10 protein-coding genes are annotated in these 18347 nt (G+C 35.1%); 9 read left to right on the top strand and 1 reads right to left on the bottom strand.

The window, feature by feature from the left end; translation table 11 throughout:
- Positions 1-74: 74 nt before the first annotated feature.
- On the top strand, positions 75-3929 hold the full coding sequence (locus J2Z76_RS13685; protein ID WP_209512638.1) for a leucine-rich repeat protein: 3855 nt from the start codon (positions 75-77) through the stop codon (positions 3927-3929).
- Positions 3930-4013: 84 nt separating this feature from the next.
- On the opposite strand, the gene J2Z76_RS13680 is transcribed toward J2Z76_RS13685, so the two are convergent.
- A complete protein-coding gene (locus tag J2Z76_RS13680) occupies positions 4014-4238 on the bottom strand; it encodes a hypothetical protein (protein ID WP_209512637.1) in 225 nt (74 codons plus the stop codon).
- A 718-nt stretch (positions 4239-4956) separates the two neighbouring features.
- On the opposite strand from J2Z76_RS13680, the gene J2Z76_RS13675 reads away from it, so the two are divergent.
- From J2Z76_RS13675 to J2Z76_RS13640, 8 genes are all read left to right on the top strand, one after another.
- A complete protein-coding gene (locus J2Z76_RS13675) occupies positions 4957-7200 on the top strand; it encodes a U32 family peptidase (protein ID WP_209512636.1) in 2244 nt (747 codons plus the stop codon).
- Positions 7201-7683: 483 nt separating this feature from the next.
- The gene (locus tag J2Z76_RS13670; protein WP_209512635.1) at positions 7684-9030 is read left to right on the top strand and encodes an amidohydrolase family protein; all 1347 of its coding nucleotides are present in this window, start codon (positions 7684-7686) and stop codon (positions 9028-9030) included.
- 246 nt (positions 9031-9276) lie between these two features.
- Complete coding sequence (locus J2Z76_RS13665; protein WP_209512634.1) at positions 9277-9939, top strand: response regulator transcription factor; 663 nt, start codon at positions 9277-9279, stop codon at positions 9937-9939.
- The gene (locus J2Z76_RS13660) at positions 9908-11752 is read left to right on the top strand and encodes a HAMP domain-containing sensor histidine kinase (protein ID WP_209512633.1); all 1845 of its coding nucleotides are present in this window, start codon (positions 9908-9910) and stop codon (positions 11750-11752) included. The genes J2Z76_RS13665 and J2Z76_RS13660 overlap by 32 nt, the downstream gene beginning before the upstream one ends.
- A gap of 195 nt (positions 11753-11947) precedes the next feature.
- Positions 11948-15157: a leucine-rich repeat protein gene (locus J2Z76_RS13655; protein WP_209512632.1), complete on the top strand. Its 3210-nt coding sequence runs from the start codon at positions 11948-11950 to the stop codon at positions 15155-15157.
- A gap of 224 nt (positions 15158-15381) precedes the next feature.
- Positions 15382-15612 (top strand): HAMP domain-containing histidine kinase, encoded by a 231-nt coding sequence (locus tag J2Z76_RS13650; RefSeq protein ID WP_209512631.1) that lies wholly within the window; start codon positions 15382-15384, stop codon positions 15610-15612.
- 167 nt (positions 15613-15779) lie between these two features.
- On the top strand, positions 15780-16322 hold the full coding sequence (locus J2Z76_RS13645) for a LemA family protein (RefSeq protein WP_209512630.1): 543 nt from the start codon (positions 15780-15782) through the stop codon (positions 16320-16322).
- Positions 16323-16368: 46 nt separating this feature from the next.
- Positions 16369-18347 (top strand): beta strand repeat-containing protein (locus J2Z76_RS13640; RefSeq protein WP_425347569.1); only part of this gene is annotated, 1979 nt, incomplete at its 3' end.

Here is an 18347-nt window from a genome sequence, read left to right as displayed (position 1 = left end):
GTCGTTCAGAGTTTTTTTGTGACAAGATGAAGATGACAGGATATAGTTTGGGTAATATAGATTAGGAGGGAATTATGAAAAAAATATTATTTTTAGTGGTACTGCTAACTTGTGTTATGAGTTTTGGCATCATATCCTATGCAGCAGATTATGCAGTTGAAGGTACTAATGTAGTACTAACATATACTGAAGATTCAACTGGTTTAGTAACCATTACTGATTGTAATACAGATGCTGAAGGCATTTTATTTATACCACCTTTTATAGGTACTCGACCTGTAAAAGTTATTGGTGATGGTGCATTCACTAGTTGTACAAACTTAACAAAAGTAATTTTGCCAGATAGTATAACAAGTATAGGTATTAGTGCGTTTTCTAGTTGTACATCATTGAAAGAAGTAGTTATACCAAATAGTGTAACAAGTATAGGGGATTATGCATTTGCAGGTTCAGGATTGACAGAAATAACAATTCCAAAGAGTGTAACGAGATTACATCCGTATATGTTTAATTCTTGTGAGAATCTAAGTGATGCATATGGTTTAATTATTAGCTTGGCTGCTCCGGTTCAAATTTTTCCAGATAATACGAATGTACATATAAAAGAATTCCAAGCAACATTTAACAGCAATGGTGGTTATGGATATGGAGAACATACTTATCAGTTAGTTAATCTTGGTGAGAATGTGACAGCACCTACTGAAAATCCAACCAGAATTGGCTATATATTTGATGTATGGCATTGGGGTCCAGGTGCTACAGCTACTTTCCCTCAAACTATACCAACAGATACTACGTATTATGCTAATTGGACACCCATAACATATAACATCACATATAATAATATGGAAGGTGCTACAAATCTTGGCAATGCACCAACAACATATTCTATGGAAACACTCCCTATCACATTAGGTATACCAACAAAAGAGGGTTATACATTTGATGGTTGGTTTACAGATAGTGATTTTAATAATGGGACGCCAGGCGTACCGCGAGATTCAACGGGAGACATGGCATTTTTTGTTAAGTGGATACCTTCTGCAGTAAGTGGATTAGAGGTTATAACAGAGCCTACAACTACTAATTATGTAGAAGGTGAAACGCTAGATTTAACAGGTATAGAAGTTAAAGTAACTTACGATGATGGAACAAATTACAGAAAAGGCAAAGATGATCTAATCTCAAGTCCTGCCAATGGAGATACGCTTAATACAGTAGGAAATTCTCAAGATGTAACAATAACATACGGTGGAGAAACAGCAACATTTAATATTACTGTAGTAGCAAGAGTAGATGCACAGATACCTACAGTTCCAACACTTAGTAATCAAACAGGAACAAGAGGAGATAGAATAACTCTTAATGCAACATCTACCACATCTGATAATGGGAGGATAATGTATCAGTGGTATACCTGTGATGACGTAAATAAAACAAATCCACAAACATTAGGAACAAATACTACGCTAGACATAACAACAGCAGGAACAGGGTATTACTATTGCACGGTAACTAATGATGCTCATGATGTTCCATCAGTAAACGGAACTCAAACTGCAACAATTGACACAAATGTCGCTATAGTAGCAATATCAGCACCAGAATTTACAGCAACAGTAACTGTAAGTAACCCTTTACCAGTATTTAATGAAACAGTAAGTCTAAGTATAACTGGAGATAATAGCGATACTGATAACTTTAGCTATCAGTGGTATAGAGATACCACGGAGATAACAAATGCAATAAATAATACTTATATAATAGTTGCCGATGATATTGGTAGGTATATAAAAGTAGAAGTAACAGCGGATGACTGTATAGGGATAAAAGAAGGTACAACATGGGTAGTGCAAAAAGCAGATGCTATAATCACGCCACAGCAAGTGACAACTACGAGTGCAATTACTTATGATACTATTGTAGTAATAGCACAAAACGGAGTAGAGTTTGCATGTGTTGATGATGGCGTGGCACTTGATATCAATACAGCATGGCAAACATCAACATCATTTACTGGACTTACTCCAGAAACAGACTATGACTTATATGCAAGAGCAAAAGAAACTTTAACTCATAAGGCATCAGCTCCAGCAACTGTATTTGATGCGACTACACCGGAGGCACCACCAAATGCTTTACTTGGTACAGTTCAGATAACGGGTAATGCAATCTTTGGTGAAACCCTAACAGTAGGCGTATCAGGAACAAATGAGCTTGGAACTTTAGTCTATCAGTGGCAAGCTGATGGAGTAGATATAAACGGAGCTATTTCTAATAGATATACATTAACTGAAAATGAAATAGAAAGTGTAATAAATGTAAAAGTAAGAGATACAGATATTGGAAACGGAAATAGAGATAATTTTATTGAAAGTAGTGCGACTACAACAGTAGATAAACAAACTTTAGCTACACCAAATGCACCAACAAAACAAAGTGCAACAACAACTAGCATTACACTATCCCCAACATCAGGTTATGAGTATAGAAAAGATGGTGGTACATGGCAAGACAGTAATGTGTTTAGCGGATTAACAGTCAGTACAAATTATACATTTACTCAAAGAGTAAAAGGAACGACAACTACTTATGAATCAGCGGTAAGCACTGAAGGTACAATTTCAACTGCTGCACAATCAACAAGTGGCGGTTCATCTGGCGGATCATCAGACGGGAGTAGTGGAAATTCTACAATTCCTACAGCAGAAATAGAAACTACAATAAATGATGAGGGCCAAACAGAAATATCTGTTAAAGTTAAGGTAGAAGTTAAAGGTGATACTCAGATAGCAGAAGCAGACAAAAATACTGTTAACGCTCTAATAGAAGGAGCTGAAAAAGCAGAAAAAGATGGGAAAAATACAATTATCAAAATAAGCCTTGATACCACAAAAGAAACTGAAAACATTGAAGTAGTAATACCAAGAAGTTCATTTGATGATATTGCTGATAATACGGATGCAAGTGTGAAAATAAATCATCGTATGGTAAGCCTAGAGTTTGATAGTGAAACTATAGAAACATTAAAGAATGCTAGTTCATCAGGTGATGTAAGCATATCAGTAGAAACAGTAGATTTAGAAACGCTATCAGAAGAAGTAAGAGAAATATTAGCTAATACAGATGTGCCAGTATTTGACTTTACAGTAACAAAAGGATCTAAACAAGTTTCAGACTTTGGTGGTGGTTATGTAAAAATATCTATTCCATATACACCAAAAGAAGGTCAAGACACTAATGCTTTAGTTGTTTACTTCCTTAATGACAGTGGAGAACTAGAGCAAGTACAAGGTAGTTATAACCCCGATACAGGAAATATAGTTTTTAAGACTGACCACTTTAGTAAATATTTAGTTGGCTATAATCTAGTAATATTTGAAGATGTGAAGGAAATAGATTGGTTCTATGAGGCTGTAACATATATTGGAGCAAGAGAAATAGTATATGGTAGAGCGGAGGGTGTATATGCACCTTCAGGCATTGTAACAAGAGCAGAGTTTGCAACTCTAATGGTAAGAATATTTGATTTAACATCAGATGCAGAGGGTAACTATAAGGATGTTGAAGAAGGAAAATGGTATTATGACTACATCAGAAGAGCTAAAGCAAATAGCATATTACCCACATTTTATAATGATACTATGGCACCTGATACGGCAATAACACGTGAAGAAATGATGTATATGGTGTATAAAGCAATGGAAAAGAATGGTCAGCTTGATAGTTTAACTGATATTGGAGATAAGTTATCAGAGTTTACTGATAGCGTTGAAGTATCGAGTTATGCAAAAGAAGCCTCTGAGTACCTTGTTAGTAGAGATATTATAAACGGTAATGGTAATGGAACAGTAACAGCCACTGCAACTTCAACGAGAGCAGAAGTTGCACAGATGTTATATAACACTATGACAATGTTAAGCCAATAAAACCTAAAAAGAGAGTGTTTAAAGCACTATCTTTTATAGACTGAAGAATTATTCATATCATTAGGAGGCAAGAAATATAATATTTCATTGGCTGATGGAAAATTCTATAAGTTTTACTAAATTTACTATATTTATAAACTCTGGATATTGTAAACTTACATGTTCTAATATTTCTTTATTTAATTCTTTTATTTTATCTAATGGTCTATATAATAGTTTTATTAAATTCTTTCTTTCAATAATTTCTATGTTTTTTCCTGTGCTTTTATTGAAATATTCACTTTTGCAATTATGCTTCCAATTTATCATATAATTTCTTAACGTTGAGGCTGAGCCCTCGTATCCTTTTTGTCATACAATTTCTTCAATTTTAGAAGACTTATATCCTATTTCTAAACAAAATGTTGAATGATAGGTTTAATTATATTATAATAAAGTTAAGGGATATATGCATTATATGTCGCAAGAGGAATTTATTAATAATAGGAAAATATAAACACAACCATTTTAGTCTATTTCAAAGGTTGAACGAGCTTGGCTACTAGATAATATTTTGGAAGCAGAATTAATTGAATTGAATGAAACAACAAAGAAGACTTTAGGAATTAGAAGTATCGCAATAGATAGAATTGAAGATTTGCAGTTAACTGGATTTATCAGGTCAGAAGGAGAGTCAATAGAGCTGGTTTAGAGCCTTTTATATGTTACCTCATACTAATTAGTTGAGGGAAAATTTCCTTAGAGGACCGTTTAGCTGCCCTTCTTGGGAAACCTTAAGCGGCCGTACATCTGCTTCTTCAGTCGTAATGCGGCTTCGTCGTAGAATGCTGTCAGTCGCCTTTCGCTTCTCGTAAGCAGTGCAACCGTCTACACGTGTGTTTTGATAGAAAGATGATACACTGCGTAAAGGTGTACCCCCTAAGTCAAGGGGGGCGATAGCTTAATTTTACACACAATTATAAGATAGAAAAACTTTGCAACCGGTTAGAAGCGCTTAGCGCACAATAGCGGTAGTATGGAGGAAAAAATGACTGAATTATTAGCTCCAGCAGGAAATATGGAAGCTTTAAAAGCTGCAATTTCTAATGGCTGTGATGCAATTTACTTAGGAATGCAAAAATTTGGTGCACGTGCATACTCATCTAATTTTGATTTAGAATCGTTAAAAGAGGCTGTTACGTATGCGCACCTGAGGAATGTTAAAATCTATGTTACAATGAATACCATCATTTTCGAAAACGAAGTTGAAGATATGAAAGGGCAGATGCATGAATTAAGTGAAATCGGTGTTGATGGAATTGTCGTCCAGGACCTGGCTGCCTTCGATTATATAGTTAAAAACTTTCTTGATATGGAATCACATTGCTCAACTCAAATGGGAATAGACGATTTAGACGGGACTTTATTATTTAAAGAACTTGGTGCTAAAAGAGTTGTTCTGTCCCGTGAAGTTGAGATTGAGAAAGTAAAAGAGATAAGAAGAATAGCTAAAATACCTTTAGAAATTTTTGTTCACGGAGCTTTATGTGTATCATATTCTGGAAACTGTCTAATGTCTGGATTAATCGGCTATCGAAGCGGAAATCGCGGAAGATGTGTCGGTTCATGTCGTAAGGAATATGAACTAATTGATAAGACAACAGATACATATTTAGGGAAAAACTATATTCTATCTACTAAGGACTTAAGCACAATCGATTATATCAATGATTTAAAAGAAATTGACTCATTAAAAATAGAAGGTCGAATGAAAGAGCCTGCGTATGTTGCTAATGTTGTATCAAAATATCGCTTGGCCCTAGATAATAAAATAACCGAAAAAGATAAAGAAAATCTGAATAAAACATTCAATAGGACATTTACTAAAGGATATTTGTTTCACGAAGATAAGAAAGATATTACAAACATCTTAAGGCCTAATAACTTTGGTTATGAAATTGGAAGAATTAGCAAGATTGTTAAAGACATGTATGAAATAACACTTACACGCACTTTAAATCAAAACGATATAATCAGAATAAATCATAACAATGAAGATGTTAATTTAACTGTTGTAAAACTGTACGATAAAGATGGCAATTTAATCAACAAAGCAGATGATGTCTGCTATATCAAAATTAAAGAAAAGTTGTCCAAGGGTGATTTAGTATATATATCGAAGGATTATCTATATTACAAAGAGTTAGAATCATCACTGGAAAAAGAATTTAAACGGTTTAACCTAGATATTAGAGTGTATGCATATCCAGATTCAAAGCTTATCATTGATACGGAGGGCTTAGGCTTTAATTATTTATATGAAAGCGATGAAATACTAGGCGAAGCAATTAATAATCCAACAACAAAAGAGCAGATAATAAAGCAATTTTCAAGATTAAATGATACTATATTCGAACTTAATCATGTAGATTTTGAGGTATGCAATGCATTTATTCCAGCTAAACTGTTAAATTCAGCAAGAAGAGATATTGTACAGGCCTTATATGACTTAAAGCTTAACAGCCAAAAGAAAAGAACCAAGGCTTTGAAAGCAAAAGAAAAAATAAGCTTTGCCTCTGAAAAACCATACCTTACAGCCTCTGTAACGACTAAGGAACAGTATGATGCTTGCGTGAGCTGTGGAATTAAGGAAATCTATTTTGAAAACATTATTAGAAGAAACCAGAATGATTACATGGAAAAAGAAGGGCAGCTACTAATCGGAGGATATGGCGGAATTTATCACTACAGAAAAACGAATCCTTTTATTACAGACTATTCTCTAAATGTTGTTAATTCTGCTAGTTGCTATGAATTATATAGATTAGGTGCGGCGCGAGTAACTTTATCTTATGAATTGAATAAGAGACAAATTGAAGATTTAATTAATGCCTATTATGAAGAAAATGACGGCCATCCTGCACTAGAATTGATTGTATATGGTAAGGCTCCTTTGATGTTTACAAAATATTGTCCGATGAAAAAAATGAATCAATGCGGTATTTGCAAAACAAAGAGCTATGAGTTAAAAGATGAGCAAGGAACATTCCCTATCATTTCTCATGATGATTGTACAACGACTATCCTTAATGGAAAGACTCTTAATCTTTTAGATGAGCTACAAAGCATAAAAGGAATCGAGGCATTCAGATTAAACTTCACAGTTGAATCAAAAGAGCAGGTTGTGAAAACCATTAAGAAGGCTTTAAGCAAATTAAATGGCAGAGTGGATAAAGCTGTCTTTAATCAGGAAACAGACACAAGAGGACATTTTAATAAAGAGATTTTGTAGGGAATCCCAGTTCAAATCTGGGTGTTGCCTGCAAGAATTAAATCCTAAAAATCTGATTTGCAATATTTTCTCTTCTCAAAAAGGTGGTCCTCTTGTAAATTCTAGTATTGATTTTTTTTGATTTATATGGTATGTTTTTTTCATAAAAGTAGGTGGTTTTAATGTTTTTTTATATTTTTTGTGGTTATTAAATATTAATTGATAATTTAAAACTCGTCTATTTTTATTTTTTTTAAAAAAATGTTGAAGTATATTCTTATATATTTCAACATTTTATATATTATCTTTTCCGCTTTAGCGTCCACTTTTAGAATCTCTATATCCTACTTGTCTTGTTTTTGTTTGAATAACGCGAAGCGCCGCCACAAAGTGGCTTCGTGCTTCTCATTGACCTATTATTTATTTGAATACAAGCTTTTGTAAATTGATATATGTAACTATCTTTATTAATCATGAATAATAAGAAAAATAGGAGAATAAATTATGTTAAATAATACAGCAATCCAAGGAAATGCATTTTATAGTTTGGATTTTGATAAAATAAGGTATGTAAACAATGGCATATTTTGTGTAAATGATGAAGGTTATATTGTTGAGGTTTACGAAGAAAAAGATAAAGACTATGATTTAATTAGGCTAAAATATTTGAAAAATGGAAAATTAAGAATACTTTCTGATTCAGAGGTTATGCTTCCGGGTTTTGTAGATTTACATATTCATGCTTCACAATGGCCACAGGCAGGTACTGCACTAGATAAACCACTAGAGACATGGCTTGGTGAATATACATTTCCATTAGAATCAAAATACAAAGATTTAGAGTTTGCCAATGATGTATATCGCGATATCATAAGCTCGACATTAAGACATGGTACAACAACAGCATTGTATTTTGCTACAGTAGACACAGAGCCATCAATATTATTAGCAAGGCTATGCGGTGAATTAGGTCAGCGCGGCTTAGTTGGAAAGGTTGTAATGGATGAAGCAAAAGCTAATCCTGAGTATTGTAGGGATTCTTCGCCAGAAGAAGCTATAAATGAAACGGAAAAATTTATTAATGAAGTATTAAAAATTAAAGGTTTATATAAACAAAAAGTTTATCCAGTTGTAACGCCTAGGTTTATTCCAAGCTGTACCAGTGAAGTATTGGAAGGATTAGGAATGTTAGCAAAGAAATATGATGTACACATTCAAACTCATTGCAGTGAAAGTGATTGGGCACATAAATTTGTAAAAGAAAAATATGGATTAAATGATGCTCAAGCACTAGATAAGTTTGGTTTAATTACAAGTAAGACAGTTATTGCACATGCTCCATTCTTAGAAGCAGACGATTTGGAACTGATAGCTGAGAAGAAAACTACTATTGCACATAGTCCGCTGTCAAATGCATATTTTGCAAATTCAGTATTGCCATTAAAGGATTTTGCTAGCAAAGGTGTTAATATTGGAATGGCAACGGATATATCAGGTGGATATAGTCCAAGTATGTATCAAGCTATACGACAAGCTGTTATTTCTTCAAGAATGCTACAAGATGGAGTTAATCCTTCACTTCAAAGCGATGTAAGAGGAAGAAAAGACTCTTCCATAACTCTTAACAATGCTTTTTATTCTGCTACGGTAGCCGCTGGTATAGCATTGGACTTACCAATAGGAAAACTTGAAAAGGGTTATTCGTTTGACGTTCAAATAATAGATATTAATAACAATATTCCAAGATTCTATAAAGAAAAAAATACAGAGGACTTGCTTCATAAAATACTTTTATTATCAGAATCATCCAACATAAAAGAAGTGCGGGTTCAAGGAAACAGAGTTAAATAATGATAGTAAGTCTCTAAAGATTTTCAGGTTGTAAGTGGTGCAACATAAACGTCCGATAGAATTATGGAAGTAATTTTAAAAGCACTTGAAGTAGTAAAGAAAGAATAGTAAAATTATGATAGAAAACTGAGTTCAGAATTTATTATTAATAATTGAATAATTTAGGTTAAAATTAAATGAGAATATACGCCTTGTGCATTTCGAATGTGGACGGGGAGATAGAAGGAAAAACCTATGAAAATAAAAGTGCTAGTGATAGAAGATAAGGCATCTTTAAATGAAAGCTTAGTGAATATGTTAAATAAAGAAAGATACATGGCATTTGGCGAGAAAGACATTGATGGCGGAAAAAAGACATTTTTGGTTGAACGTCCACATATTATCCTCCTTGATATTATGTTGCCAAATGGAAATGGATATGATTTAATTCCTTTTTTTAGGAAGTATCACAATAGTAGGATTTTAATGATCACGGCACTTGATGATGGAGAAAGTAAGTGTATCTCCTATGAAAACGGGGCTGATGATTATATAACTAAACCATTTGACTTATATGAATTGATCTATAAGTTGAATGCTATGAGAAGAAGAATGATATCACAGTTAAGCGAAATTCAAGTAGGTGATATTGATTTTAATGTCGATACAAATAAATTAACATGTAGAGGTAAAACCTTTAATATCCAACCCAGTCAAATTAAACTCTTAAAGGTTTTGTTTGAAAAGTACGAGGAAAAAAGTTATCTTGATAAGTCAGAGTTCAGTGAATTTTTTAAAGAAGAAATGAATGAGAATTATCGTATGCAGACCTTAGTTGCGAGGCTTAGAAAGAATTTATCAGAGATTGGTAGCCAAGAAATTATCATAGAAACAGCTTATGGCAAGGGCTATCAACTGGTGGTATGTTAATGAGGACAAAAAGATGCATAAAGATGTCATTAAAAAAATAGGGTTAGCTATCTTTATATTAATTGTAATAAGAATATTGACAATCTATAGTTTTTATGGGTTTAATCTAAAGGTAACTGACTATATAAAAGATGATTTGCATACCATTTATGTAGATGAAGTTTTAGAGACCTCCAAAAAGGCGTTAATATTGGCATATAATAATGAAGAGTTATATACTTTTTATATAGAATCTTCTGATAAAAAGGAAATAGCATTCGTTTTTGAAGGTGGCGAGTATGCCTACACTATTTATATAGCGGATGAACTCAGAATGCAAAATTATGATAAAACCTTAGACGGCTACACGAATGAAATTGCTTATGGTGTGTTTGAACTAAATGAAAGAGATTATAAAGAGATAGATGGCCGTTATAGGGCTAAAATACAATTACAAAACAAAACAATTAATGAGATGAAACCATTTTTTTTACTGGGAACAAAAGATACTATAAGAAAATATCTTGCTTTAAGAACCATGGTTAACACCTTTATGGGGATTTGTTTTTTTGTTATTTTAATCATCAGTAGTGTGCTTTATCGTAGAGATCGGGACAGATATATGTTCAGTATCCTTTTAATAAGCATTGTTTCCGTCTTTAAATGGAGTATTTCAGGAGAAGTACATATATTCAGTGAGGTCTTTGGTATTACCAGTCATAATTTCTATTTTTTTGAAAGTTTAACCACGGCGATCAATTATTTCCTATATCAAAGCCTACTCTATACCTTATATCAATTTAAAATAAAAAGGCGCTATATTATTTTATATTTAGGGTTGTTTTTAATCTTAGCCAGTCAATATATATTTGAAGTGAATGGCCCTGCATTTTTAATAATATATCTAATGGGCGCTATTGTGATGATTTCTATGTCCGTGATTGGCCATATCAAAGATAAGCCATACAGCATGATTTTATTAACCACTTATAGTGTTTTTGCAGGATTTAATCTTTATTGGATTCTAATTAAATTAAACTATTTTAAAGAAGGATATTTATCATCTCTTATGAATGGTCCTCAAGTTGGCAGTATCATTTATGTCTTAGGATTCTTGATTGCGGTAATTAAGACCTATCTAAATAAGATGGCCCAATATGAGAAACAGCAAAAAGAATACGAAAGAGTTTTATTGATTAGGGGTATTAGTCACGATTTAAAGTTGCCACTTTCAGTGATTAAACTCAATAATCAAATGTTAGAAAAATACGATATGGCTGGTGATGAGAAGAAAGTATACACAAAGACCAGTTTAGAAGCCGTACAAGAATTGGAAAAGATGACAGATAACATCAATGCGTATCTCAATCTAGAAAGTAATGTAGGCGGGGATTACACCACCAGCATGAAAGAAAGTCTTGAAAAACTGAAAAGTCATTATCAGATATATAATCAGAAAAATCAAATATTTATAGTGGTGTGGGAGGAAGAAGATTATTTACTACCGATTAAGCCTCTTCAGTTTGATAGAATGTTATATAATCTTGTGGATAATGCATTTAAATATAATAAGGATGGGGGAGAAGTAAAGGTTGAATATAGGTTAGATGAACAAGTGATTATTACAGTAGAAGATAGTGGCATAGGGATGGATCAAGAAGAGATTGACAAGATCCTTATACCTTTTTATAGGATTGACCATAGCAGGACAAAAGACGGTCTAGGGCTAGGACTAGTGGTGGTAAAGGGAATTGTTGAAAGCATTAAAGGGGAGTTGAAAGTAGAAAGTAAGATGGGCATTGGGACAAAGATAATTATAACAATTCCTAAATAATATCCTTAAGATTATAAAGTTAAGATCAAATCTTACCAGTTGGCAAGGTTTGGTCTTTTTTTTGTAGAAATATGCTAAAATTATGGATAATAAAATGATTTGCTAGGAAATAGAATAAACGCTTTTCGCGTAAGGAATAGAGAGTAACTTAATTATTAAAAAATAATTGAAAAAGAAAAAAGGAGCATTCTAAAAATGAAAAAATTATTAAGTAAATTATTAGTATTAACATTATTAGTTACAAGTATAGGAACCGCACAGGTATTTGCAGCAGATACGCCTTTTACATTTGTTCCAGCAACAGGTACAATAACTGATTACTCAAATGAAGGGCCTAAAGATGTAGTGATTCCAAGTACTATTGGTGGAGTTGATGTTGTAAGTATTGGTGATCATGCCTTCAGTTTTAATCAATTAACATCAGTTAAAATTTCAGATAGTGTAAAAAGTATTGGTTATCAGGCATTTCTTGAAAATCAATTAACAAATGTTATAATCCCAGATAGTGTAATAAGTATTGGCGATGAAGCATTTAGGGAAAACCAACTAACTTCAGTAACAATACCAAGCAGAGTAACGAGTATTGGCGAAGATGCATTTCGGTCAAACAGCCTAGACTCAATTATTATCCCAGATAGTGTAACAAGTATTGGAAGTAGGGCATTTCATGCTAATCAATTAACATCAATCAAAATGTCAAAAGCAGACATAACAATTGGGGACTCTATGCTATACAAGAACAACAATTTCAGAAGCTCTTACCTTGCAGGCAGTGTTGGAACTTATACTGGCACCCAGGAAGGTGCATGGAGAAAAGAACTTACTGATACTGATAAAATAGCAGAAGCAAAAACTTCAATTGAAACAGTAATTTCTAATTTGACAGTGAGCAACGAAACCACAGCACAGATTATTCTTACTAATGCAACAAATGCCACACTACATAATGTAAATGTAGCATGGGATAATACAAACGGTTTTAATAAAACCAACGCAAGTACTACAGAAGGTTCTATTACAGGTATATTAAATCTTACATTAAATGGAGCAAGTGATACAGTAAATGTAAGTAAGACTATAGCATTATCAGCGATCAACATTCCAGCGATACAAGGAGTAACGGCACCAGTCAATGGAGCAACACCAGTCACAATAATCACAGAAACAGCTCAATATACAGGAACAGTAACATGGTCACCAGCAGATGCAACATTTGCAGCAAGCACGATCTACACAGCAACAATCACATTGACACCAAAAGCAGGATACACATTAACAGGTGTAGCAGAAAACTTCTTCACAGCAGCAGGCGTAACAGGAAACGCAACTAATAACGCTGAGGAAGGTATCATCACAGCAGCATTTGAACAATTACCGTCATTATTTACGTTTGAGGAAGGTACAGGTACAATAACTGATTACTCAAATGATGGCCCTAAAGATGTAGTAATACCAAGTACTATTGGTGGAGTTGATGTTGTAAATATTAGATCTGATACATTCAATGAAAAGCAATTAACCTCTGTAACAATACCAGATAGTGTAACGAGCATTGGCGAAGATGCATTTCGGTCAAACAGCCTAGCCACAATTATTATACCAGATAGTGTATCAAGTATTGGAAGTAGGGCATTTCATGCTAATCAATTAACATCAATCAAAATGTCAAAAGCAGACATAACAATTGGGGATAATATGCTAACAAAGAACAACAATTTCAGAAGCTCTTACCTTGCAGGAGGTGTCGGAACTTATACTGGCACCCAAACAGGTACGTGGACAAAAGAACATACTGATACTGATAAATTAGCAGAAGCAAAAACTTCAATTGAAACAGCAATTTCTAATTTGACAGTGAGCAACGAAACCACAGCACAGACTATTCTTACTAATGCAACAAATGCCACACTACATGATGTAAATGTAGAATGGGATGATACAAACAGTTTTAATAAAACCAAGGCTACAAGTACTACAGCAGGTGCTATTACAGGTACAGTGAATCTTACATTAAATGGTGCAAGTGATACAGTAAATGTAAGTAAGACTATTGCTCAATTGCCATCCTCAGGTGGCAGCAGTTCATCAGGTAGAGACGATTCAACACCAATCCCACAAGTGCAAGAAAAAGTGTTTGTAATTGTTAACGGAAAAGAGGAAGAAGCTGGAACAGAAGCCAAATCGGAGGAAGAAGGCAAACGTATTGTAACGATAGCTGTTAATAGCGAAGCTATTGATGGAAAGATAGAAGATGCAGTGAAAAATAACACAGAAGGAAGTGGCAACACCATCCAAGTACCAGTGTCGGATACGGAATCAGAAGTTGCTAAAGTTGAACTGACAGGCGATATTGTTAAAAAACTTGAAGACAATACTTTTGATGTATCCATCAAGAGAGACACCATAGAGTACATCATTCCGGCTGAACAATTTACAATTAGCAAGGTAGCGGAAAATCTTGGTATTTCAGAAAAAGATCTCGCTGACATCAAGGTAGAAGTGAAGATTACCAATCTCAATGAGACGGTGGTAAAGAAGTACAACGAAGTAGCCAAAGCGAATGGTGCGGAGCTTGTATTCCCACCGGTTGAATTTGAAATTGTTGCAAAAACCACAAAAACAGATGGTACAACAGAAGAAGTGGAAATTAGCAAGTTTAGCAACTATGTAGAAAGAATAATGAAAATCCCAGAAGGAGTGGACCAGAGTAAAATCACTACTGGTATCGTATTTAACCCGGACGGAACCTACAGTCATGTACCAACAGAAGTCTTCTTTAAGGATGGTAAATGGTATGCGAAGTTGAATTCTTTGACAAATTCTAATTACGCTGTCATCTGGCATGCAATTACAGTAGAATCTGTTGAGAACCACTGGGCTAAAGATGCGGTCAATGATATGGCCTCAAGACTTGTCATCTTCAATCCAGAGAAATTTGAACCAAATAAAGCCATTACCCGTGGAGATTTTGCAGAATATATTGTTCGTGCACTAGGCTTATACAGGGAAGAAACGATCCATGAGAATAAGTTTATAGACGTGAGCAGCACCGGAGAAAGAACATTAGCCATTCTCGTTGCCAGTGAATATGGTATTGTATGTGGCTACACGGATGGGACCTTTAAACCCGATGAGTTAATTACGAGAGAAGAAGCTATGACGATGTATCAAAGAGCTATGAAGATGACTAAGCTTACTGGAATGGATTCAAATCGATACCAGAATTATAAAGACTTTGAAGAAGTAAGCCACTGGGCTACAAGCTATGTAAAAGAAGTATTAGCGGCTCATGTATTTAATGGTACAAGCACAACAACAATATCGCCTAAATTAAATATAACTTATGCAGAAGCAGCACAGGGAATTAAGAATTTGTTGGTAGAATCGAAGCTTATTAATAACTAATGGACACGAATTATTTTAACGGAGAATAAAAAATAAATATTTTCGGCACCCCCCTATCTATTTTCAGCTTATAGATAGGGGGATTTTTTTATGATTTTTTCGTACCCGCCCTATTTATTTAGTAGTGCCTTATAAAAATTCAATTAGGGTATTGGATGATCAAAGATATTCATACTGAAAAAAGAGAGCATTATGCCAGTCATATTCAGACTAATGTCTATCGTATGGATAAAATTATAAAAAAGATGTTGGAAATGTCGAAATTAGATTCTGAACCAATCGAAATTAATTTTGAAAGTGTATCTTTAAATGAGATTAGTAGTGAAATTATTAATCGATATAAGAATATATGTGATGAAAAGTCTATAACAACTTATATTACGGGTGAAGCTGTTGTAAAAGAATCTTATAAGATAATCGTTTCATGTCGAAAATGTATCAATTCATGCAAGTGACATTTTATTAATGATAAATCTGCTATAATTTCAGAGTAAACCTTAAATATCAAAATTACATTTAATTGATAATTGTAGGCAGAACTACCTAACACAGGCTTTAGAACCTTATAAAAGAAATTAGAAAATGGCAAATTTGCTTTACTGTAAAAAAAGGAGGAAAACTTATGTATTACATTATTGCATCTGGAGCTATTATAGTGGCGCTTATTTTTTGGATCATTTCTGTACAGCGTACCCTTGTGGTTATGGATGAAAATATTAACAATGCCATGTCACAAATTGGAGTTCAGGTATCATCAAGATGGGATATGTTGACATCCCTTTTGGAGTTAACCAGGGGATATGTTGAACATGAATACAAGACGATAAAAGAGATCATTCAAGCAAGACGTTCTATAACGAAGGACTCTTCTCCTGACGATGTGATCAAACAAGAAAATATCATTGATGAGGTTAAGGAGAAAATTATTGAGGTGGCAGAACGCTATCCAGATTTAAAGACGGATAGTAGCTATATCAAAACAATGAATGCTGTGGATCAATATGAGAAGATGGTTTCTACTAGCAGGTTGATTTATAACGATAGTGTGACAAAATTAAATCGTGCTATTCGTATGTTTCCGACCTCTATAGCCGCAGGTATTCTTGGATTTTCAAGCCGAAAGTATTTTGAGGCAGGTGGGTCAAAAGGAAGCTATGCCCAGTAAAAAATAAGCAAGTAGCAAGGACAGATAAAAATAGGAGGAAAAAAATATGAAAATAAAAACAACAAGTTTATTAGTGATATTGTGCATGGTTTTAGCCATGCTACCGGTCTCAACATTCACAGTTTATGCAGCAGAGGGCTTGACGGTAACTGGTGGAGTATTAAATACAGATTATACATATGCAGGAGATGTTCTTACGATAACAAGCGGTACTGCAATCAGCATAAGCTCAGTAACTACAACATCGGATAAAATTGTGGTCCAAAGCGGCATCACCGCCAACATCACGTTAAACGGTGTGGAAATTGATATAAGTGCAACTTCGGATGCTTGCGCTTTTGACATGACCGGTGCAACGGTAAATTTAACTCTTGCGGGTACAAATACATTTAAAAGCGGATATAATAAGGCTGGATTGCAGGCTCCAAGCGGTACGACCCTGAATATTGATGGATCCGGAGCTCTAAGTGTAACAGGAGGATCACGGGCTGCAGGCATCGGTGGAGGAGAAAAAGAAAATGCAGGTACAATAACTATAAATGGCGGAACAATAACCGCTACAAGTGGACTTTATGCTGCAGGCATGGGGGGCGGACATGAAGGCAGTGCAGGTATAATAACAATAAATAACGGAACGGTGACTGCCACAGGAGTAGGACAAACTGGTTCAGGTGGTGCAGGTATCGGTACTGGTAATGGTGGAAACAATGGTACCATTAATATAAGCGGCGGAACAATTGTAGCGACAGGTGGGACTTACGGTGCGGGAATCGGAAGTGGAAATATGTCTGGGACGAGTGCTACTGTCAACATAAGCGGTGGAACGGTAACAGCTACAGGTAATGGTGATGGTGCCGGCATTGGCGGCGGCGGACTGAAGTCTGGAGGTACGATTGACATAAGCGGTGGAACGGTAACCGCTACAGGAGGATCCGGCGGTGCAGGTATTGGCGGTGGCGGTGGAATCCAGGGTGAAGGCGGAGAAATAACGATTTGCGGTAATTCAATTGTTACAGCCACAGGCGGTGATTACGGCGGTGCAGGTATTGGTGGGGGTCGATACGGTAGCGGCGGAGAAATAACGATTTGCGGCAATTCAATTGTTACAACCGCAGGTGGACAAAATAGTTCAGGTGTAGGGAGTGGAAAATCTGGTGCCAGTGGAGGGACGATAGCGATTACTGAAAATTCAACCCTTATAGCTATAGGTGACGTCTACGCTGCGGGCATCGGTGGTGGAATTACAAGCCCAGGCGCTCTGATTACTATTGAAGCGTCAACTAAAATAAAAGCGTTAAGTGAATATGGCGATCTTGCAATTCAGGCTGTTACGGGAAGCGCTATAAACTCATATATTTTAATGGCAACATTTACTACGGCTGAAAATAGTAATACGAAAACAGAGATGCGCAATTCCGTAGGTACTGTGCTCGCTCCAGTTATTGAGTGGGTGCCGGAAAGTTATTATAAGTCAATAGCTTTTACATTGCCAAGTGATATTGCTACCTATACGGTTTATACGGATGGAGCAAAACAGCAATATACCAATGATGCTACTACTAGCAACGAATTTGCAATTACCGGTGCAGGGTTAAGTGTCTTTAATGCGGTTACAGTGGCGCAAGCAGCACCTACAGCGACGGTTCAAAGCATAACGGGGACGACACAAGTTGGAGAGACATTAACAGGACATTATACCTATAGCGATGCGAACTCAGATGCGGAAGGTACGTCAACCTACAAGTGGTACCGTTCAGATGATGCATCTGGGACAAATAAAGCAGCAATAGCAGGAGCAACAGCAACTACTTATTTACTTCAGGCTGCAGATCTCGGAAAATATATAAGCTTTGAAGTAACGCCGGTAGCTTCAACGGGAACAACAACAGGAGTTGCAGTAGAAAGTGCTAAAGTAGGAGCAATCATAACTGCGCAAGCAGCACCTACAGCGACGGTTCAAAGCATAACGGGGACGACACAAGTTGGACAGACATTAACAGGACATTATACTTATAGCGATGCGAA

The sequence above is a fragment of the Sedimentibacter acidaminivorans genome, assembly GCF_017873955.1.
GTDB lineage: Bacteria > Bacillota > Clostridia > Tissierellales > Sedimentibacteraceae > Sedimentibacter > Sedimentibacter acidaminivorans.
Note: the sequence above shows the minus strand (reverse complement) of the source record. Positions and strands in the feature narration are given on the sequence as shown.